Origin of the sequence: Kibdelosporangium phytohabitans (assembly GCF_001302585.1) — a bacterium.
Lineage (GTDB): Bacteria > Actinomycetota > Actinomycetes > Mycobacteriales > Pseudonocardiaceae > Kibdelosporangium > Kibdelosporangium phytohabitans.
On record NZ_CP012752.1, the window covers coordinates 7,681,424 to 7,699,608 of the forward strand.

Sequence of the window (18,185 nt, forward strand, 5' to 3'; positions counted from 1 at the left end):
AGCGATCACACAGTCACTCGGTTGGTGTAAGACCGTCGGGGACCGAGGTGGGCAATGGCGCCGATCGTCCGGATGAACGGGATCAACAAGCGGTTCCTTGGCGTCACCGCGCTCAAGGACGTGGACCTCGAGTTGCACACCGGTGAGGTGCACGCGCTCGTCGGCGAGAACGGCGCGGGCAAGTCCACGCTGATGAAGATCCTCGCAGGCGCGTACCGCAGCGACACCGGCACGATCGTCCTCGATGGACAACCGGTGTCGTTCGCGTCGCCCGTGCACGCCCAGCGCGCCGGGATCGCGATCGTGCACCAGGAAATGACGCTGCTGCCCGACCGGAGCGTCGCCGAGAACGTCTACCTCGGCAGGGAACCGGTCCGCCGTGGGCGAGTCGACCGCGCACGGATGGAAGCGGGCACCGCGGACCTGCTCGACCGGCTCGGCGAGCACGGCATCACGCCACGCACCCAGGTCCGCCGGTTGCCGGTGGCACAGCAACAGGTCGTGGAGATCGTCAAGGCGCTGTCCATGCACGCCAGGGTGATCGCGATGGACGAGCCGACCGCCGCGCTGGCCGGACACGAGGTCGAACTGCTCTACGGCCTGGTCGGCCGATTACGCGCGGACGGCATCGCGGTGTTGTACGTCTCGCACCGGCTGCGGGAGGTCTTCGACCTCAGCCAGCGCATCACCGTCCTCAAGGACGGCGCGCTCGTCACATCGGCCGCCACCACCGAGATGACGCCCGACCAACTGGTCAGGGCCATGGTCGGCAGGCCGTTGGACGCGATGTTCCCGGACCGGGCCACGACGCGGGGCCCGGTCCGGCTCCCACCCAGGCTGTCGGTCCGCGGCGGCGGCAACGACCGCCTGCACGACATCACGATCGACCTGGCCGCCGGGGAGATAGTGGGGCTCGCGGGGCTGCAGGGCGCGGGCCGGTCCGCCGTGGCCCGCGCGCTGACCGGCGTCGACCCGCTGACCTCCGGCGAGTTCGAAGTGGACGAACGCCCGGTGCGCGTCCGCTCGCCGCGTGCGGCCATCCGGCACGGCATCGCGCATGTCACGGAGGACCGCAAAGGCGAAGGGCTCGCACTGCGGCAGACCGTCCGCGACAACACGATGCTGGTCCGCAACGCCGCGTTCGGCCGCGGGCGGATCGACGTCGATCAGTTGCTGTGCTCGGTCGGGCTGGCGTCCGGGCGGACCGGCCAGGAGGTGCGTTTCCTGTCCGGCGGCAACCAGCAGAAGGTCGTGCTGGCCAAGTGGCTCGCGATCGCACCGAAGGTCCTGGTGGCCGACGAGCCGACGCGCGGCATCGACGTCGGCGCCAAGCGGAGCATCTACGAACTGCTGCGCGGGCTGGCCGACTCCGGTGTCGCGATCCTGATGATCTCCAGTGAACTGCCGGAGCTGATCGGGATGAGCGACCGGATCCTGGTCATGCGCGACGGCCGGCTGGCGGGCCAGTTGCCGGCGGGTTCGTCCGAGGAGGCCGTGATGGCCTTGGCCACCGGGAGCGGCACATGACGGCGGCCGAGGCAGCACAACCCACGCGGCACAAAGCGATCCGCGGACTGCGTGTGACGCCGACGCTGACGGTCTACGCGGCTCTCGTTGTCCTGCTGGTGATCGGCAGCACCCTGGTCGGGCTGCACGGCGGTGTGCTGCTCGACCACGGCGGCATCCTCAACATCCTGACTCGCGGCACCGTGCTCGGACTGGTCGCGATCGGGCAGACGATGGTGATCCTGACCGGTTCGCTCGACCTGTCGGTGGCGTACCTGATCGGCCTGTGTTCGCTGATCGCCGCCGAGACGATGGCAGGCGACCCCGGCATGGTCGTGCCCGCCGTGCTGCTGACCGTGGGGTTCGCCGCCCTCGTCGGCCTGGTCAACGGTCTGGTGGTCACCGCGCTGAAGGTCAACGCGTTCATCGCCACCCTCGGCGTCGCGCTGATCATCCGCGGCTACCTCGAGAACACGTACACCGGGCCGGCCGGGTCTGTCCCGCGTGGCTTCCAGCACCTCGGGTATGACCGGATAGGCCCGGTTCCGTTGTCCACAGTGGTCATGCTGGTGCTCGCCGCCCTCGTGTGGTGGTACCTCACACGGACCAAGGGCGGCTACCACGTCTACGCCGTCGGCGGCGACGTGGAGGTGGCGCGGCTGTCGGGGATCCGGACCGGGCGCACGATCGTCAAGATGCACGTGCTGTGCTCGGTGATGGCCGGGCTCGCGGCGCTGTTCCTGGTCAGCAGGCTCGGTTCGGGTGCGCCCCACGTCGGTGCGGACGGCGGGTACGACCTCGAGTCGATCGCGGCGGTGGTGCTCGGCGGCACGCTGCTGTCCGGCGGTCGAGGCGGTGTGGCGGGGACCATCGGCGGAGTCCTGATCCTCGCCACACTCGACACCATCTTCGACGACCTCGGTGTGACGCCGTTCCTCAAGGACGTGGTGCGCGGCGCGGTCCTGATCGTCGCCGTCGCCCTCTACGCGCGCAGCCAGCTCGCGAGGAGGGCCCGATGACGCACACGCAGGCGCGGCGCGCCAAGCCGGCGCCCGGAACCGTCCCCGTGCTCGTGGTGCTCGCCGTTCTGCTTGTCGCGCTTGCCTTCGCGGGTACGGCCTACCAGCAGCCCGCCGGGTATCTCGCGCTGCTCAAGCGTGCGGCGCCGTTGATGATCCTGGCGATCGGGCAGTACTTCGTGATCGTCAGCGGCGGGTTCGACCTGTCGGTCGGCTCGCTGGTCACCGCCGAGGTGGTGATCGCCGCGCGGCTGATCGACGGCGACGACTCCGCGACCGGCTGGGTGATCCTCGTGATGCTGGCCATCGGCGTGGTGGTTGGCCTGGTCAACGGGGTGATCACGACCCGGCTGCTGGTGCCGTCGTTCATCGTGACGCTGGGAATGCTGCTGGTGCTCGACGGCGCGGTGTTCCTGTGGACGGGTGGCGCGCCGCGGGGCGCGTTGTCCGATTCGTTCCGGACCATTGGCAGGCAGGGCATCGACGGCGTCCCCGTGATCGGTCAGGTGCCGTGGTCGGTGGTCGTGCTCGTGGCGATCGTGGCGTTGGCCGTGGTGTTCATCCGCAGCCCGGCCGGGCGCACGCTGATCGCGGTCGGTGACAACGAGACCGCGGTGTGGCTGGGCGGGGGCCGGGTCGAACGCCTCCGCACGCTCGCGTTCGTGTTGTCCGGGCTGTCCGCCGCGGTCGCGGCGATCCTCCTCGGTGGTTTCGCCGGGGTGTCCGCCCAGGTCGGCGATGGTCTGGAGTTCCGGGTCATCACCGCGGTCGTGCTGGGCGGTGTGGTGCTCGGCGGTGGCCGCGGCTCGTGGCCGCGGCCATGGCCGGGGCGCTCACGCTGGAGTCGTTGTTCTCGTTGCTCAACCTGCTCGGTGTGTCCGGTGGGCTGGAATCCGCCGTGCAGGGCGTGATCATCATCGCGGCGGTGGCATACGCCGCCATCGACTGGAGGAGGAAGAGAGCTTGAAACGCCTGCTCTCCGCCAGCTTCGCTCTTCTCGTCCTGACCGGGTGCTCGACCGACCTGCCGGACGCCGCGCCCCCTGGCTCGTCCGGCGCGCCGAGCAAGCCGGAGTTCTTCGACCAAGCCGAACACGACCGGCAGTTGTCCTTGCGGGACGCCAAACCGGTCGGGCCCGCGGACAAGCCGTGGGAACAGGCGCTGAACCCGGAAGCGGCCGACACCGCCAGGTTCGCCAAACCCGGACCGTACGAGATCTGTTTCTCCAACGCCTCGGTGGACAACCCGTGGCGCCAGGTCGGCTGGAAGACCATGCAGGTCGAGGCCACCTTGCACCCGGAGATCAGCAAGTTCACCGTGCTGGACGCCGAGGCGAAGGACGACAAGCAGATCAGCGACATCCAGCAGCTGACTTCCGGCGGCTGCAGCGCGTTGATCGTCTCCCCGAACACGACGGCCACGCTGACCCCGGCTGTGCAAGCCGCGTGCGCCAAGGGAATTCCGGTGATCGTGTTCGACCGCGGCGTGAACACCCAGTGCCCGGTCACGTTCATCCACCCGATCGGCGGTTACGCGTTCGGCGCGACCGCGGCGGAGTTCCTCGCCTCGAAGGTCGGTCAGGGCGGTAAAGTCCTGGCCCTGCGGGTGCTGCCCGGGGTGGACGTGCTCGAACACCGGTGGGCCGCCGGGCAGCGGATCCTGGCAGCCAGGGGCGTCACGGTGGCCGGGGTCGAGTTCACCGGCAACGACGGCGCCAAGGCCAAGAGCATCGTCTCGGACTACCTGCAACGCGGTGACATCAACGGGATCTGGATGGACGACGGCACGGCCGCGGTCCCGGTGCTCGAGGCCTTCGAGGACGCGGGCAAGCCGCTGCCCGTGATCTCCGGCGAGGACCAGCAGCAGTTCCTGGACAAGTGGCGTGGTGAGAAGCTGACCGCGCAGGCGCCGACGTACCCGACCTACCAGTGGCGTACCCCGGTGATCGCGGCGTTGAAGGTGCTCAAGGGCGAGCAGGTGCCCGAGGAGTGGATCCTGCCGCAGCCGGTGATCACGGACAGCACGCTGGACTCGTACCGCGGCGAGGGCATGCCGCCGTTGCACTACGCGCTGTGCGGCTGCCAGCGGATGCCGGGCTATCCCGGCAAGTGGAAATGACCCGATGAGAAGGATCGGGGTGAACACGTGGGTGTGGACGTCACCGCTCGACGACGGGGCACTTCGGGAGCTCGCGCCGAAGGTCGCCGGGTGGGGCTTCGACACGATTGAGATGCCGGTGGAGAACCCTGGCGACTGGGCACCGGACACGGCGAGGGCACTGCTGGCCGATCTCGGCCTGGTCGCGTCCGTCGTGCTCGTCATGCCGCCAGGGCGTGAGCTCGTCAGGGCCGACGCCGGCACGGTGACGTCCACGCAGGACTACCTGCGGTCCTGTGTGGACGTCGCCGCCCAGGTCGGGTCCCCGGTCGTCGCGGGCCCGGCGTACACGTCGGTCGGCCGGACCTGGCGGGCGACCGAAGCCGGACGCGCACAGGACATCGCGCAACTGCGGGACAACCTCGCGCCCGTGCTGGAGTACGCGCGTCAGGCGGGCGTGACGGTCGCTGTCGAGCCCCTCAACCGCTACGAGACCAGCCTGCTCAACACCGTCGAGCAGACGCTCGCCGCGCTGGACGGCCTGCCCGCCTGCGGTGTCGCGCTGGACTTCTACCACCAGAACATCGAAGAGACCGACATCCCGGCTGCGATCAGGTCCGCGACGGGCCGGATCGCCCACGTCCAGGTGTGCGCGAACGACCGCGGCACACCGGGACGCGACCACCTGGACTGGCCCGCCCTGCTCGCCGCGCTCGACGACGCCGGATACGACGGCCCGTTGTGCATCGAATCGTTCACCGCGCACAACGCGAGCATCGCCACGGCCGCGTCGATCTGGCGGCCACTGGCCACCAGCCAGGACGACCTGGCCGCCGACGGCCTCGCGTTCCTCAAATCCCTGTAAGGAAGCCACATGCGCAGACGTATGACCGCGGTGCTGGCCGCGGTGTCGCTGATCCTCGGCCTGTTGCCAGCGTTGGCGCAGGCACAACTGGCACCGGCTTTCCGTGCCCTGCTGTTCACCGAGACCGCGGGGTACCGGCACGACTCGATCCCCGCCGGTGTCGCGATGTTCAAGCAGATGGCCACCGACAACAACTTCGAGCTCGTGCACACCGAGGACTCGACGATCTTCAACGACTCGGCACTGGCCGGGTTCCAGGTCGTGATCATGTTCCAGACCTCGGGCATGGTGTGGGACACCGACGCGCAACGCCAGGCCGTGCAGAAGTACGTGGCAAACGGCGGTGGCATCGCGGCGGTCCACAACGCGACCGACATGGGCATCGAGGACACGTTCCCGTGGTGGGACGACCTGGTCAACGCCGGTGCGCACATGCCGACCCACTCCCCCGGTGTGCTGCAGGGCACGGCGAAGGTCGCCGACCACCAGCACGCCTCGACTTCCGGCCTGCCGGACCGCTGGCAGCGCGCCGAGGAGTGGTACAACTTCGACAAGAACATCCGCGGCAAGGCGCACGTCCTGGTGACCGCGGACGAGAAGACCTACAACCCCGGCCCGGACGCGATGGGCGCCGACCACCCGATCTCGTGGTGCCGTGACGTCGGGCTGGCCAAGGTGTGGTCCACGGCGATGGGGCACCCGCAGGGCGCGTACAGCGAGCCGTTGTTCGCCCAGCACCTGCTCGGCGGCGTGAAGACCGCGGCGAAGGCGGTCCCGTCGGACTGTTCGGCCACTGTGGACAGCGCGTTCGAGAAGGTTCCGCTGGACACCAGCACCAAGGCGCCGACCGCGTTGACGGTCGCACCCGACGGCCGGGTGTACTACACCGAGATCCTCGGGCAGATCAAGGTCTACGACCCGGCGACCGGCACCACACCGGTCGCACTGGAGCTGCCGGTGTACTCCGGCGGCGAGGACGGCATCATCGGGATCACCGTCGACCCGGCGTTCGCCACCAACCACTGGCTCTACATCAACTACTCGCCGCCGGGCAGCGCCGAAGTCAACCGGGTGTCCCGGTTCACCGCGCACGGCAACCACATCGACCCAGCGTCCGAGGTGAAGATCCTCGAAGTGCCCGCGTCCCGGCGCGAGGAACCCGGGCACACCGGCGGGTACCTGACGTTCGGGCCGGGCGGGAACCTGTACGTCGGCGTCGGCGACGACACGAACCCGTTCCAGTCCAGCGGTTACGCGCCGATCGACGAACGGCCCGGCCGTGACCTGTTCGACGCGCAGAAGACCGCGGCCAACACCAACGACCTGCGCGGCAAGATCCTGCGCATCCACCCGGAGCCGGCCGGCGGGTACACGATCCCGGCGGGCAACATGTTCGCGCCGGGTACCGCGAAGACGCGGCCGGAGATCTACGCGATGGGGTTCCGCAACCCGTTCCGGTTCTCCGTGGACACCGACGGCACGATCCACATGGCCGACTACGGGCCCGACGCGCGGGACGCCAACCCGAGTCGTGGCCCGGACGGCAAGGTGGAGTGGAACATCATCCGCTCCCCCGGTTACTACGGCTGGCCGTACTGCGTGGCCAACAACACCCCGTACAACGACTTCGACTTCGCCACGAACACCTCCGGCGCGAAGTTCGACTGCGCCGCGCTGAAGAACGACTCGCCCAACAACACCGGCCGCACCGACCTGCCCGCGGCACGCGCGGCGGACGTCCACTACGGTTACGGCGCCTCGCCGGAGTTCCCCGAACTGGCCACCGGTGGCGGCGCGCCGATGGCCGGGCCGGTCTACCGCTTCGACCCGAACCTGCAGTCGGAGCGCAAGTTCCCGCCGTACTACGACGGGAAGCCGTTCTTCTACGAATGGGCCCGCAACCGGATCTTCACCTTCGGCCTCGACTCACCGGGCGGGTTGCTCAAGATCGACCCGTGGCTGACCAACCAGCGGCTGTTCGCGCCGATGGACATGCGGTTCGGGCCGGACGGCGCGATGTACCTGCTGGAGTGGGGCGAGGGCTACGGCCGTGACAACCCCGACTCCGGGCTCTACCGGATCGACTACAACCAGGGCAATCGCCGTCCGGTCGTGCAGGCGTCGGCGACGCCGTCGTCCGGCGGTGTGCCGTTGGAGGTGAAGTTCTCCAGCGCGGGGTCGTCGGACCCGGAGGGCACGCCGATCGAGTTCACGTGGACGTTCGGTGACGGCGGCACGTCGGCCGAGGCGAACCCGACGCACACGTTCACCACCCGCGGCGCGTACAACGTGCACCTGGAGGTCACGGACGCGACCGGGAAGTCCGGGTCGACCAACGTGACCGTGTCGGTCGGGAACACGGCTCCGGCCGTGGCCATCACCAGGCCGGTGAACGGCGGGTTCTTCGACTTCGGCGACCGGGTTCCGTTCAACGTCAAGGTGACCGACCCGGAGGACGGTCAGATCGACTGCGGCCGTGTCACAGTCAGCCCGGCGCTCGGGCACGACTCGCACGCCCACCCGACGGATCCGATCAAGGCGTGCAAGGGATCGTTCCCGACCGTGCTCGACTCCGGGCACGCGGACGCGAACATCTTCTACTCGGTGGACGCCTCGTACACCGACAACGGCGGCCCAGGCGTGCCACCGCTGATCGGACGGGCGACGCACGTGTTGCAGCCCAAGCACAAGCAGGCCGAGTACTTCAACAACTCGTCCGGTATCCGGATCGTGCCGCAGTCCGGGGCGGAGTCCGGGCGGCGGATCGGGGACATCTCGAACGGCGACTGGATCTCGTTCAAGCCGGTCAACTTCACCGGCATCGACCAGCTCAGGCTGCGGGCCTCGTCGCCGACCGGCGGCGGATCGGTGGAACTGCGGGCGGGGTCTGTCACCGGCCAGCTGATGGCGACGGTGCCGGTGCCCAACACCGGCGGCTGGGACAACTACGTGCTCCTGCCTCCGGTGAACATCGCGAAACCGGCTGGGACGACCGAGTTGTTCATGGTGTTCCGCGGTGACCGGCCGAGTCCGTTCGACCTGGACTCGATGACGTTCGTGGGCAACGGTGTCGTCGACCGCCAGGCCCCGGCGACGGCGCTGTCCTCGGGCACGCCCGACGGCAAGGACGGCTGGTACATCACCGCGCCCGCGGTCACGCTCGCGGCGACCGACGACTCCGCGGTGGCCTCCACTGAGTACAGTGTGGACGGCGGAGCGTGGACCGCTTACACCGCGCCGTTCACAGTGCCCGACGGGACGCACGTGGTCCGGTACCGCTCGACGGACGTCTCGGGCAACGTCGAAACCGAACGTTCCACCGAATTCAAGGTGGACACGGCATCGCCGGCGTTGTCGTTGACGGGCCTCGATCCGGGTGGTGTGTACGGCTCGTCCCAGCAGGTCGATGTCGTGTGGAACGCCACCGACACCGGCTCGGGAGTGGCGTCCAGCTCGGTGACTCTCGACGGAACGCCTCTCCCGCCGGGGAAGTTGTCGCTGCACGCGTTGCCGTTGGGTGCGCACGCGGCTGAGATCACCGCTGTGGACAAGGCCGGGCGCACGTCGTTGTACCGGATCGGTTTCACCGTGCGGACTTCGGCCGTGGACCTGCGTGCGCTGGTCCAGCGGTTCGCGCCGAGCCGGACGGGTGATCTCGTCCCGATGGTCGACCAGGCCGAGCAGTTGGCCGCGGCGGGCCGCAAACACGCTGCTTCGGTGGCCATGTCGGTGTTCCGGATCGATGTCCGGCTGACCATCGCGGACCGGACGGTGTCGACCTTGCTGGATCGCGACGCACGGGCGTTGGCCGAACAATGGCGATCATGACGCCTGGCCGCTGACGACCTGTGCCGGCTGCGCGGCGTGTGCTCTGGAGTACGCGAGGCTCGCCGCGCAGGCCCGTTCCAGGCGACGGGTGGCCGCGCTGCCGCCGTCACCGCAACAGGGACAGGAGATCCGGACCGCACCGGTGAGTTCGTCGACCGCGACCGTGAGTTCGGTCCGGCACGACCGGCACCACCGGTGCCACGTGACCTGGTTGACGTGCGCGCACGAGGACACGCACTGGTGGATCCACCTGCTGTGCACGTGGCAGGTCAGGCGGTCGTCGGCGGCGACCCGGCCGGTGTCCTCGGCCCGGTCCTCCTGCGCGAGGCGAACGCGGAGGCTGTGCCCGTTGAGCTGAACGACGGTGTTCATCCCGATCCCCTTTCGCGGTGTCCGCACCCAGGCGTCGAACGACGACGGCCGGATCGGCACGACCGGGTCAGCGATCGTGAACTTGGTCGTTGAGCTGCGGGAACACCTTCGAGACCTTCGCCAGGAGGTAGTCGCCGTACGTGCCTTCGAAGTCGTGCACGTCGGCGCCGTCCCAGCGCGTGTGCGGGGCCAGCACCCGCTGTCCGACCGCTCGCACGTCGGCGTCGAAGTTCGGGTCGAAGAAGAACGGCCACGACAGGCGGTCGCGATCACGGGTGCCGATCACCCGGTGCGGGGTGGAGCGGTAGTGGCCGCCGGTCAGCCGGTCGAGCATGTCGCCGATGTTGCACACGAACGTGCTGGGGATCGGGTCCGCGGCGATCCAGCGGTCCTGCGACTTCACCTGCAGGCCGCCGTTGTCGTCCTGTTTGAGGATGGTGAGCAGGCCGTAGTCGGTGTGTTCGCCGACGCCCCACGCTTCGTCACCGCCCGGTGGGTAGTTGAAGATCCGGAACAGGATCAGCGGGTCGGCGGTGTACCGCTCGGCGAAGTAGTCGTGGCCGAGATCGAGGCTCAACGCGATGCCGCGCATCAGCGCGTGCCCGACGCCGGTCAACGCGGTCAGGTAGGCGAGCACGGTCTCGCGGAACTCGGGCGAGGGGAACAGGTTGGGTCCGTGCAGCGGCCGGTCGTCGGATGGCAGTTCGGCGCCGAAGTACAGGCCTTCCTTGCGGTCCGGCTGTCCCGAGGTGAGTTCGCCGCCGACTGGGAAGTACCCGCGCCACGCGCGTCCGCCGTGCCGCATCCGGATCTTCATCTTCGTGGCGGTGTCCTGGGCGAAGAACTCGCGGCTGAGCCGTTCGAGGCGGTCCTGCAGGTCTTCGTCGACGCCGTGGCCCGCGATGTAGAAGAAGCCGCCGGTGCGGCACGCCTCGCCGATCGCCGCCGCGACCGCACCCGGTGCCCGCCCGGTGACCAGCGGCTCGATGTCGATCACGGAAATGCTCATGCCGAACGATAGTGCCCGAACAGCGGCATGACGACCACGTCCACCATGCGGGTCAGGTACGGCTCGTCCAATGGCTCGTCCAGCAGCAGGATCCTGGCGAACAGCAACGACATCGGCACGCTGGCGACGATCTCGTCGACCGGTCCGCGCAGTTCGCCGCGGGCGATCGCCGGTCGATCACGCCGGTCATGATCTCCCGGTCCCGGTCGACGATGCCCGCCCGCACGAGACGGCCCAGTTCACCGTTGTCGCGGATCGCGATCGGCAGCCCGGACAGCACTCCGGCGTGCTGTCCCAGGCGTGCGGTGAGCGCGGTGGCCTGCGCCAGCAGGTCGTCGCGGAGGGTGCCGGTGTCGATCTCGGCGTGCGGTGTGGCGAACTCGTGCCGGACGGCGGCGAGCACGAGCGCCTCCTTGTCCGGCCACCGCTGGTATGTCGACGTGCGCGCGGTGTTCGCGCTGTTCGGGTCGACGCTGTTCGCGGGCAAGCGGCCGATCTGGTTCGGCGACCCGGACCTGCCCATCACCCCGACCTACATCGACGACTTCGCCACCACCATGATCACGCTGGCGGACGAGCCGGACGCGTGGGGCGAGGTGTGGCACGTACCGTCGAGCGAGCCGACCACCGCACGGCGGTTCGCCGAACTCGCCGGACGCGGACCGTTGCGCGCGATGCCGGCCACAGCGGCGAAAGCGCTCGGCCTGCTGTCCACAGTGGCCCGGCACGGCAACCAGATCCTCCACCAGTTCGAGCAGCCGTTCATCGTGGACTCGGCCAGGTTCGCCGCCCGGTTCGGCGGCACCGCCACCGATCTGCGGGAAGGCGTGGCGGCCACGCTCAGGTGGCACCAGCGCAATCCCCGGCGCTCGCTGCTGCCTTCGTGATCGACGCGTCGATCCCGTCGAGCAGCACTTCGAGGCCGGCTTTGAACTGCTCGGTGCTTTCCCGTTCCATGTAGGGCGTGCAGTCGTCGTCCGGTGGTGTCGCGCCCTCGGTTTCCAGCCGGATCAAGGCGGAGTAGCGCTCGGCGAAGTCCGGGACGACCGCTTGCAGCGCCGCGGACCGCGCGTACCACCAGTCCTCGTCGGAGATCCCCGTCGCGCCCGGTGCCTGCCGGGATTCCGCGATCGTCTGCACGGATCCCCGCACGAAACTGGCCAGCGTGCCGACGATCCGGCGCAACAGCAGCGCGGGCAGTTCGACGCCGTCGAACAACCGGACCAGCGTGTCCATCGAGGCGAACTCGTTGGGCCCCAGCACCGGCCGCGCGGACGAGACCTGCAGCACCCAGGGGTGGCGCAGGAAGAACGCCCAGAGGTCGTTCGCCCATGCGACGACCGCGGGCCGCCATCCCCGGGAGACGTCGTACTGCGTCGGCAGTTCGCCGAGGGCACGGTCGTGCATCAGGTCGACGAGTTCGCCTTTGCTGGGCACGTACGTGTAGAGCGCCATGCCGCTGCGGCCGAGCACCTTGCCCACGGTCCGCATGGAGACCGCGTTCATGCCCTCGGTGTCGGCGAGCCCGATCGCCGCGTCGACGATCTCGTCGACACTCAGGCCCTGTTTGGGCCCCGGGTTGACCTTCTCGGCGTCCTGCACGGCGCCGTGAGCCCGCCACAGCAGGGCCATAGTCCGCTTGTTCTCGCCTTGACCGGCGTAGACGACCACTCGACACTCCTAACCCATTACGCCGTAAGAGGTTAGCAGGGTGATCACCGCACCGCCGACATGAGGCGATACCGCGACGTCGTCCGATACGCGCCCGGATCCTCGTTGCCCGCCCGCAGCACATCCATGACCTGGCCCTGCACCTCGTCCAGCACGCCGTGCTCGGCCAGCACAGGCCGGGCGGCGAGCCAGAACGGATGATCCTCCACAGCCATCTTCCAGTACCCCTCGGGCGAGGGCGCGGTGAACGCGAGCGCCCGCTCCCGCATCGTCACCTCGAAGCCGTGCGCGCCGAACAACGCCCGCACCTCGCTCTGCTCGTGCCACGCGAACCCCGCGCCACCCGGAGCACCGGCCACCGTGGCGAACGCCTCCCCGATCGTCCGCATCCCGTCGGCCATGACCCCTTCGGGCACCCACGCGGTCAGCACGATCCGGCCGTCCGGCGCGGTGATCCGCGCCAGCTCGGCGGCAGCGGCGGTGACGTCCGGCGCGAAGATCACCGCGAAAACCGAGAGCACGACATCGGCGAACCCGTCCGGCAACGCGGTCGCCGCGGCCTCCCCGGGCCGGAAGTCGGCCGCCACCCCCAGTTCACCGGCCTTGGCCCGAGCCACCTCGAGCAACCGCTCCGCCGGGTCGACGCCGGTGACGTGCACACCTTGCCGTTGAGCCGCAACCAATGCGGCGTTGCCCGTGCCACAGCCGACATCCACGAGCCGCTGTCCGGGCCGTGGATCGGCGAGGTCGACGGCAGCGTGCGCGGCGGGCAGCAGCTGCGGCGCGACGCTCTCGTACGACCCGGTCCCCCAGTCGATATCGCTCATACCAGCAGTTCTATCAGGTGAACGACAAGCCCTCGCACCATGCACGCGCGCACAGGACGAGGGCTCGGTTGTCAGAACCGCCTGTCAGATAACCCGGTCAGCAGCTTCCGCAGCAGCCACACCCAGGGCCAGTACACGAACTGCAGCCGCAATGGTTCATGTCTCCACTCCCTTGCTCGCCTTCGGCACAGCTTTTCGACGGTGCCACCACGAGCCCCGGACGTCGTACCGCCGAGCGAGTGAGACAGGAAGACCCGGCGACTGATCACAGCCGATACGGTGGGCATCGTGATCGACCCGGCACCCACCGTCTACCTGCTCGCGGGGCTGCCCGGGTCGGGAAAGACGACGTACGCGAACACTCTGCGGCGCCGGGGCGTGGTCAGACTGTCGGTGGACGAGCAGGTCATCGCCGCGCATGGCCGGCTCGGCAAGGACTACCCGGAAACGGAACACCTTGCCCTGCTGCGTCCCATCACCGACGCGGTCCGGCGGCAGCTGGCCACCCTCGTCCAGAATGGACAGTCGGTGGTCCTTGACCACGGACTCGGCACCAAGGCCGAACGAGACGCCTACAAAGACCTGGTCACGCGGCACGGCGGCCGGTGGCGGCTGATCCACTTCCCAGTCGCGCGAGCGGAGTTGCTGCGTCGGCTCGCCGTGCGCAACGACGACGCCGAGTCCGGACTGATCTCACCGGAAGTGCTGGACTGGATCGCCGAGCACTCCGAGGAACCCGTCGGCGAGGGAGAAGAGCTGCCGGACTCCGATCTGCGACCGGACTGCTAGACGGATTCGGAGATCACCACCGCGACCGTGTCCGGTTCGAGCGCCCTGAACGTGTGCGGCACGTCGGCGGGGTAGCCGGCGTAGTCGCCGGGGCCGATCTCCACGGGTGAGTCCAGCACGCCAGTGAGGGCACGGCCTGTGCTGAGGATGACGTGCTCGTATGTTCCGGCGCGGTGCGGGGCCGAGTCGTGTGCTGCGCCCGGTTGCACTGTGACGAGGTAGATGTCGCGGCGGGCGTGGGGCGGGCAGGCCGAGAGGACTTTCGCCACGTAGTTCGCGTGTTCCGCGGGGATCACCGCGCCTTCGCTCGCGCGGATCACCTGGACCTCGGGCTGCGGTGGCTCCACCATCTGGGCGAAGGTCACGTCCAGCGCCACGCACAGTGCCCACAGGGTTTCCACGCTCGGGTTCCCCGATCCCGACTCCAGCTGGGACAGCGTCGACTTCGCCACTCCTGCCCGGCGGGCCAGTTCCGCCAGTGACAGGCCCACTCGGCGGCGTTCGCGCTGCAGTGAGGCCGCGATCACCGAGATCACCGAGAGTTGCGCCGGGTTCCGCGCCATCATCGTTCGCTCCATCGGTACGGGCGTTCGGCTTGACAAACGACAGGGTCGGTGTTCAGCATAGCGGTCGATGCGTTCGTTATGGAGAACCCTGGATCGAGCACTGGCGCGTGACATCGCGCTGGTGTGCGTGGCCTGCGCTTTCGTCGGCGTCTCGTTCGGCGCCATCACGGTCAGCTCGGGCCTGCCGGTATGGCTGCCGACGCTCATGTCGGTCGCCGTGTTCGCCGGCGCCTCCCAGTTCATGTTCGTCGCGATCATCGCCTCGGGTGGCGGCCTGGTCGCCGCCGTGGTCACCGGGCTGCTGGTGAACACGCGGCTGCTGCCGCTCGGGTTCGCGGTCGGCGACGTGATCAGCGGGAACTGGCGGCAACGACTGTTCGGCAGCCACATCACCACCGATGAGGTCGCCGCGTTCACGATGGCCCAGCGCGATCCGGGCACGCGCCGGGCCGCCTTCTGGGGGTGCGGCCTCGGCCTGTTCGCCTCCTGGAACCTCGGCGTCCTGCTCGGCGCGTTCGGTGGCACGGTCATCAAGGACACCAACGTCTTCGGCTTGGACGCAGCGTTCCCCGCGGTACTGCTCGCGCTGGTGCTGCCGTCGCTCAAGGACGGGCCAACGCGCCGTGCAGCCGCCGTCGGTGTGGTCATCGCGTTGGCCACGTCGCCGTTCCTGACCGCGGGTGCGCCCGTATTGCTTGCCCTGGTTGGCGTGCTCGCCAGCCTCGGGGGCGACAGATTCGCCGCGAAGAAGGTGGCCACATGATGCTCGTTCTCGCGGTTGTGGTGCTGGCCGTGGGCACGCTCGCCTTCCGCCTCGCCGGTCCGACGCTGCGAGCGCGCGTCGAGATCTCACCGAGGATCGAGACGCTGATGATGGTGAGCGTCGCTGTGTTGTTCGCGGCGCTTGTCGCCACGTCATCCCTGGTGGAAAACCAGGCGTTCGCTGGGTACGCCCGCCCGGCGGGGGTGCTCGTCGGCGGTGTGCTGGCGTGGCGGAAGGCCCCGTTTGTCGCGGTTGTCCTCGCCGCCGCTGGGACCGCCGCGGTGTTGCGGCTGCTCGGGGTGCCCTGACTTGACTTGACCACGACTTGAAAGGATCCTTTCGAAAGAGTTCTTTCAAGTGGAGGTGTCATGGCCGAGTTGCCCGCACGGATGCGAGTCCGGGACGCCGCGCTGATGCGGGCGCTGGCCCATCCCCTGCGCGCCGAGCTGCTCACGTACCTGATGGCCGTGGGGCCACGTACGGCGAGCGAGTGCGCCACCGCGGTCGGCTCGACGGCTTCCAACTGCAGCTGGCACCTGCGTCAACTGGCGGGCTTCGGCCTGGTCGAACGCGCGGAGGGCGGCAACAGCCGCGACAAGCCGTGGCGTGCCACGCAGGTCGGGCTGGAGTTCGAGGAGTTCAGCCCGGACCCGGCCACCCATGCCGCGCAGCTGGCCGTCCTCGGCGCCAACGCCGCGGGCGACCAGGTCCTGACGCAGCGGTTCGTCGACAGCGTCGACGTGCTCGAGCCCGAATGGCAGCGGACGTCCGGCCTGAACACCTACTCGCTGCGGGTCAACGCGGCCGAGCTCGCCGAGCTGACTATGGCCATCGACTCGTTGCTGCGGCCATACGTGACGACGATCAGGCCGGACGCACCGCCGGACGCCCGGCCGGTGCACGCGAGCTGGCGTGCGTTCCCGAGGATCGAAGCCGACGGGACGCCGAGCTCATGACCAGGGCGTTCGCCCGGTTGTGGACCGCGAGCCTGTTCTCGGAGATCGCCGAGTGGATGCTGCAGATCGCATTGCCCGTGTACATCTACCAGGCGACCGGCTCGGCTGGGTCGACCGCGTTGGCGATGGCCGCGGGTGTGCTGCCGATGATCCTGCTGAGCCCCGTGGCGGGGTTCGTCGCCGATCGCTGCGACCGGGGCCGCACGCTGTCGCTGGTGTGCGCGGGCCAGGCCCTGACCGCCGTGCCGCTGCTGGTGTACGACCAGGTCTGGCTGGTTTACGCGGTGATGCTGGCGCAGTCGTCGGCGGCGACGTTGTTCGAGCCCGCGCGCAACGCCCTCATCCCCCAGATCGTCCGCGGCGAACGGATCGTGTCCGCCAACGGCTGGATGGGGTTCAACAGCAGCGGCGCCCGTCTGCTCGGCAGTTCCGCCGGCGGCATCCTGCTCGCCACCGGCGGCCTGACCACTGTGATCGTCAGCTACCTCGGCGCGCTGGTGGTCGCAGCGGCACTGCTCGTGCGGCGGTTCCACGTCGCCAGGACACCTGTCGTGCACGAGCCCATGTGGCGGGCGTGGCTGGGTGGGCTGACGGAGTTCCGCCGTGAGCGGCGGCTGCGCCTCATCGGGGCGGTGCTGCTCGTCGGCTCGGTGGCACAGGGCATGTTCCTCGTCCTGTTCGTCGTGTTCGTGACGGGGCCGCTCGGCGGCGGCGAGGCTCAGGTCGGGCTCCTGCGCGGAGCCCAGGCCATCGGTGGCCTGGTCGCCGGTGTGGTGGTCGGGACGTCCCTGCTGCGGCGCCTCGCGCCGGAGACCATGACCGCGCTCGGCGGGACCGGCGTCGGCGTGCTCACGCTGGCGATCTGGAACCTGCCGGGCCTGACCACCGGCTGGACCGTCTACTTCGTCCTGTTCGCGGTGGTCGGCGTGCCGAGCGTGCTGATCATGTCCGGCTCGCTGACAGTGCTGCAAACCGCTGGTGAGCCAGGGAAATCGGGACGGGTGCTGGCAAGCACCACGGCGATGATGGCGGTGTGCCAGACCGCCGGGATGCTGCTGGCCGGCCCGCTCGCCGACGTGTGGAACCTGACGGCGCTGCTGAACCTGCACGCCGTCCTCATGCTCCTTTCAGGGCTGCCAGCGCTGGCAGCGCTGTGGTCGACGCGGCGAGCCGCGCGGCTGCCGCAGGGGACAGCGTCGGCAGCGACAGCGGCACGGCCTTCCCTCGATCACTAGCCGTCAACGGCTCCTCGGGCGGTTCGGAGATCCAGTCGACGATCGGCGCGACGGACTCCGCGACCGGTTTCGCGAACGCCCTCGCCAGCAGCCTGATCGGCAGGTTCTGCGGGCCGCTGCGGGTGAACCCCGGGTGGTAGAGCACGTACCGCGTCCGGCGTCCCAGCGCGGAGAACGACACCCCCAGCAGGTCGTTCGCCCGGCCGGCCTGCAACTGTGCCCGCAGCACGCCGTACTTGCGGGTGAGCTGCATGTCGTCCCAGTGGATCCGCCCTGCTTTGACGCCGACACCGGCGACGTTCACGACCACGGCTCGTTGACCGGCTTCCAGCTGCGGCAACAGCAGCTCCCCCAGCAGATAGCGGCTCAGGTAGTACAACGCGAACGTGTGTTCGAGGCCTTCCGCAGTCTCGACGCGTTCGGTCTGGGGACGGTTGGCGAACAGCGCCAGGGCGTCGACCGGTTCGGTGATCTCGCGCGCCACCCGGGCGACTTCGGCGACCGACGACAGGTCAGCTCGCAGGAACCGGGCGCCCTCGACCGCCTTCGCCGGGTCACTGCCGATCACGATGACACGGTCGCCGCGCGCGATTCGCCCGAGCGCGGTGGCCCTCCCCATGCCGCTTGTCCCCCCGCTGATCACCACTGTTTTGCGCACACGCATATCGTGGGTGGGGTACGC

Annotated in this window: 18 protein-coding genes and 1 pseudogene; 12 read left to right on the forward strand and 7 right to left on the reverse strand. The window is 69.3% G+C overall.

Going from position 1 to position 18,185, the window contains the following annotated elements; genetic code table 11:
* Window positions 1-54 precede the first annotated feature (54 nt).
* The 6 genes and pseudogenes from AOZ06_RS34600 to AOZ06_RS34625 all read left to right on the forward strand — a co-directional run bounded on the left by AOZ06_RS34600 (window position 55) and on the right by AOZ06_RS34625 (window position 9,315).
* Entirely contained in the window at window positions 55-1,527 is a 1,473-nt protein-coding gene (locus tag AOZ06_RS34600; RefSeq protein WP_054293227.1) for a sugar ABC transporter ATP-binding protein, read from the forward strand.
* Entirely contained in the window at window positions 1,524-2,525 is a 1,002-nt protein-coding gene (locus AOZ06_RS34605; protein ID WP_083472119.1) for an ABC transporter permease, read from the forward strand. Before AOZ06_RS34600 ends, AOZ06_RS34605 begins: the two co-directional genes overlap by 4 nt.
* A pseudogene (locus tag AOZ06_RS58545) lies at window positions 2,522-3,492 on the forward strand (ABC transporter permease). Before AOZ06_RS34605 ends, AOZ06_RS58545 begins: the two are co-directional and overlap by 4 nt.
* Complete coding sequence (locus AOZ06_RS34615; RefSeq protein WP_054293228.1) at window positions 3,489-4,643, forward strand: substrate-binding domain-containing protein; 1,155 nt, start codon at window positions 3,489-3,491, stop codon at window positions 4,641-4,643. Before AOZ06_RS58545 ends, AOZ06_RS34615 begins: the two are co-directional and overlap by 4 nt.
* A gap of 4 nt (window positions 4,644-4,647) precedes the next feature.
* Window positions 4,648-5,487 (forward strand): sugar phosphate isomerase/epimerase family protein, encoded by an 840-nt coding sequence (locus AOZ06_RS34620; RefSeq protein ID WP_054293229.1) that lies wholly within the window; start codon window positions 4,648-4,650, stop codon window positions 5,485-5,487.
* A gap of 9 nt (window positions 5,488-5,496) precedes the next feature.
* Window positions 5,497-9,315: a ThuA domain-containing protein gene (locus AOZ06_RS34625; protein ID WP_083472120.1), complete on the forward strand. Its 3,819-nt coding sequence runs from the start codon at window positions 5,497-5,499 to the stop codon at window positions 9,313-9,315.
* Here AOZ06_RS34625 and AOZ06_RS34630 read toward each other — a convergent pair.
* The 3 genes from AOZ06_RS34630 to AOZ06_RS34640 all read right to left on the reverse strand — a co-directional run bounded on the left by AOZ06_RS34630 (window position 9,310) and on the right by AOZ06_RS34640 (window position 11,099).
* A complete protein-coding gene (locus AOZ06_RS34630; protein WP_054297134.1) occupies window positions 9,310-9,687 on the reverse strand; it encodes a hypothetical protein in 378 nt (125 codons plus the stop codon). The two genes, AOZ06_RS34625 and AOZ06_RS34630, sit on opposite strands and share 6 nt — an antisense overlap.
* Before the next feature lie 67 nt (window positions 9,688-9,754).
* Entirely contained in the window at window positions 9,755-10,696 is a 942-nt protein-coding gene (locus tag AOZ06_RS34635) for an isopenicillin N synthase family dioxygenase (protein WP_054293231.1), read from the reverse strand.
* A gap of 52 nt (window positions 10,697-10,748) precedes the next feature.
* Window positions 10,749-11,099 (reverse strand): TetR-like C-terminal domain-containing protein, encoded by a 351-nt coding sequence (locus tag AOZ06_RS34640; RefSeq protein WP_054293232.1) that lies wholly within the window; start codon window positions 11,097-11,099, stop codon window positions 10,749-10,751.
* A gap of 10 nt (window positions 11,100-11,109) precedes the next feature.
* Here AOZ06_RS34640 and AOZ06_RS34645 point away from each other — a divergent pair, with 10 nt between their 5' ends.
* Complete coding sequence (locus AOZ06_RS34645; RefSeq protein WP_157233418.1) at window positions 11,110-11,583, forward strand: Rossmann-fold NAD(P)-binding domain-containing protein; 474 nt, start codon at window positions 11,110-11,112, stop codon at window positions 11,581-11,583.
* Here AOZ06_RS34645 and AOZ06_RS34650 read toward each other — a convergent pair.
* Window positions 11,537-12,367, reverse strand: coding sequence for a TetR/AcrR family transcriptional regulator (locus AOZ06_RS34650; RefSeq protein WP_054293234.1), 831 nt, complete (start codon window positions 12,365-12,367; stop codon window positions 11,537-11,539). The two genes, AOZ06_RS34645 and AOZ06_RS34650, sit on opposite strands and share 47 nt — an antisense overlap.
* 44 nt (window positions 12,368-12,411) lie before the next feature.
* Window positions 12,412-13,194, reverse strand: coding sequence for a class I SAM-dependent methyltransferase (locus tag AOZ06_RS34655; RefSeq protein WP_054293235.1), 783 nt, complete (start codon window positions 13,192-13,194; stop codon window positions 12,412-12,414).
* A gap of 288 nt (window positions 13,195-13,482) precedes the next feature.
* Here AOZ06_RS34655 and AOZ06_RS34660 point away from each other — a divergent pair, with 288 nt between their 5' ends.
* Window positions 13,483-13,983, forward strand: a complete 501-nt coding sequence (locus AOZ06_RS34660) for a P-loop nucleotide/nucleoside kinase family protein (RefSeq protein WP_063810487.1) — start codon at window positions 13,483-13,485, stop codon at window positions 13,981-13,983.
* Here AOZ06_RS34660 and AOZ06_RS34665 read toward each other — a convergent pair.
* Complete coding sequence (locus tag AOZ06_RS34665) at window positions 13,980-14,546, reverse strand: helix-turn-helix domain-containing protein (protein ID WP_179950758.1); 567 nt, start codon at window positions 14,544-14,546, stop codon at window positions 13,980-13,982. The two genes, AOZ06_RS34660 and AOZ06_RS34665, sit on opposite strands and share 4 nt — an antisense overlap.
* A 70-nt stretch (window positions 14,547-14,616) precedes the next feature.
* On the opposite strand from AOZ06_RS34665, the gene AOZ06_RS34670 reads away from it, so the two are divergent.
* From AOZ06_RS34670 to AOZ06_RS34685, 4 genes are read left to right on the forward strand one after another with little or no spacing between them, the layout of a single operon-like run.
* Window positions 14,617-15,312: an AzlC family ABC transporter permease gene (locus AOZ06_RS34670; protein ID WP_054293236.1), complete on the forward strand. Its 696-nt coding sequence runs from the start codon at window positions 14,617-14,619 to the stop codon at window positions 15,310-15,312.
* Window positions 15,309-15,620: an AzlD domain-containing protein gene (locus tag AOZ06_RS34675; RefSeq protein WP_054293237.1), complete on the forward strand. Its 312-nt coding sequence runs from the start codon at window positions 15,309-15,311 to the stop codon at window positions 15,618-15,620. Before AOZ06_RS34670 ends, AOZ06_RS34675 begins: the two co-directional genes overlap by 4 nt.
* Before the next feature lie 60 nt (window positions 15,621-15,680).
* Entirely contained in the window at window positions 15,681-16,268 is a 588-nt protein-coding gene (locus tag AOZ06_RS34680; RefSeq protein ID WP_054293238.1) for a winged helix-turn-helix domain-containing protein, read from the forward strand.
* Window positions 16,265-17,503 (forward strand): MFS transporter, encoded by a 1,239-nt coding sequence (locus tag AOZ06_RS34685; protein WP_054293239.1) that lies wholly within the window; start codon window positions 16,265-16,267, stop codon window positions 17,501-17,503. The genes AOZ06_RS34680 and AOZ06_RS34685 overlap by 4 nt, the downstream gene beginning before the upstream one ends.
* Here the strand turns inward: AOZ06_RS34685 and AOZ06_RS54875 are convergent.
* Entirely contained in the window at window positions 17,385-18,167 is a 783-nt protein-coding gene (locus tag AOZ06_RS54875) for an SDR family NAD(P)-dependent oxidoreductase (RefSeq protein WP_157233420.1), read from the reverse strand. The two genes, AOZ06_RS34685 and AOZ06_RS54875, sit on opposite strands and share 119 nt — an antisense overlap.
* Window positions 18,168-18,185 lie beyond the last annotated feature (18 nt).

Coding starts and splice junctions, on each gene's coding strand:
- AOZ06_RS34605 (WP_083472119.1), top strand. CDS start 1,524: ATGACGGCGGCCGAGGCAGCACAACCCACGCGGCACAAAGCGATCCGC.
- AOZ06_RS54875 (WP_157233420.1), bottom strand. CDS start 18,167: ATGCGTGTGCGCAAAACAGTGGTGATCAGCGGGGGGACAAGCGGCATG.
- AOZ06_RS34685 (WP_054293239.1), top strand. CDS start 16,265: ATGACCAGGGCGTTCGCCCGGTTGTGGACCGCGAGCCTGTTCTCGGAG.
- AOZ06_RS34675 (WP_054293237.1), top strand. CDS start 15,309: ATGATGCTCGTTCTCGCGGTTGTGGTGCTGGCCGTGGGCACGCTCGCC.
- AOZ06_RS34670 (WP_054293236.1), top strand. CDS start 14,617: ATGCGTTCGTTATGGAGAACCCTGGATCGAGCACTGGCGCGTGACATC.
- AOZ06_RS34630 (WP_054297134.1), bottom strand. CDS start 9,687: ATGAACACCGTCGTTCAGCTCAACGGGCACAGCCTCCGCGTTCGCCTC.
- AOZ06_RS34665 (WP_179950758.1), bottom strand. CDS start 14,546: ATGGCGCGGAACCCGGCGCAACTCTCGGTGATCTCGGTGATCGCGGCC.
- AOZ06_RS34600 (WP_054293227.1), top strand. CDS start 55: ATGGCGCCGATCGTCCGGATGAACGGGATCAACAAGCGGTTCCTTGGC.
- AOZ06_RS34625 (WP_083472120.1), top strand. CDS start 5,497: ATGCGCAGACGTATGACCGCGGTGCTGGCCGCGGTGTCGCTGATCCTC.
- AOZ06_RS34635 (WP_054293231.1), bottom strand. CDS start 10,696: ATGAGCATTTCCGTGATCGACATCGAGCCGCTGGTCACCGGGCGGGCA.
- AOZ06_RS34655 (WP_054293235.1), bottom strand. CDS start 13,194: ATGAGCGATATCGACTGGGGGACCGGGTCGTACGAGAGCGTCGCGCCG.
- AOZ06_RS34680 (WP_054293238.1), top strand. CDS start 15,681: ATGGCCGAGTTGCCCGCACGGATGCGAGTCCGGGACGCCGCGCTGATG.
- AOZ06_RS34620 (WP_054293229.1), top strand. CDS start 4,648: ATGAGAAGGATCGGGGTGAACACGTGGGTGTGGACGTCACCGCTCGAC.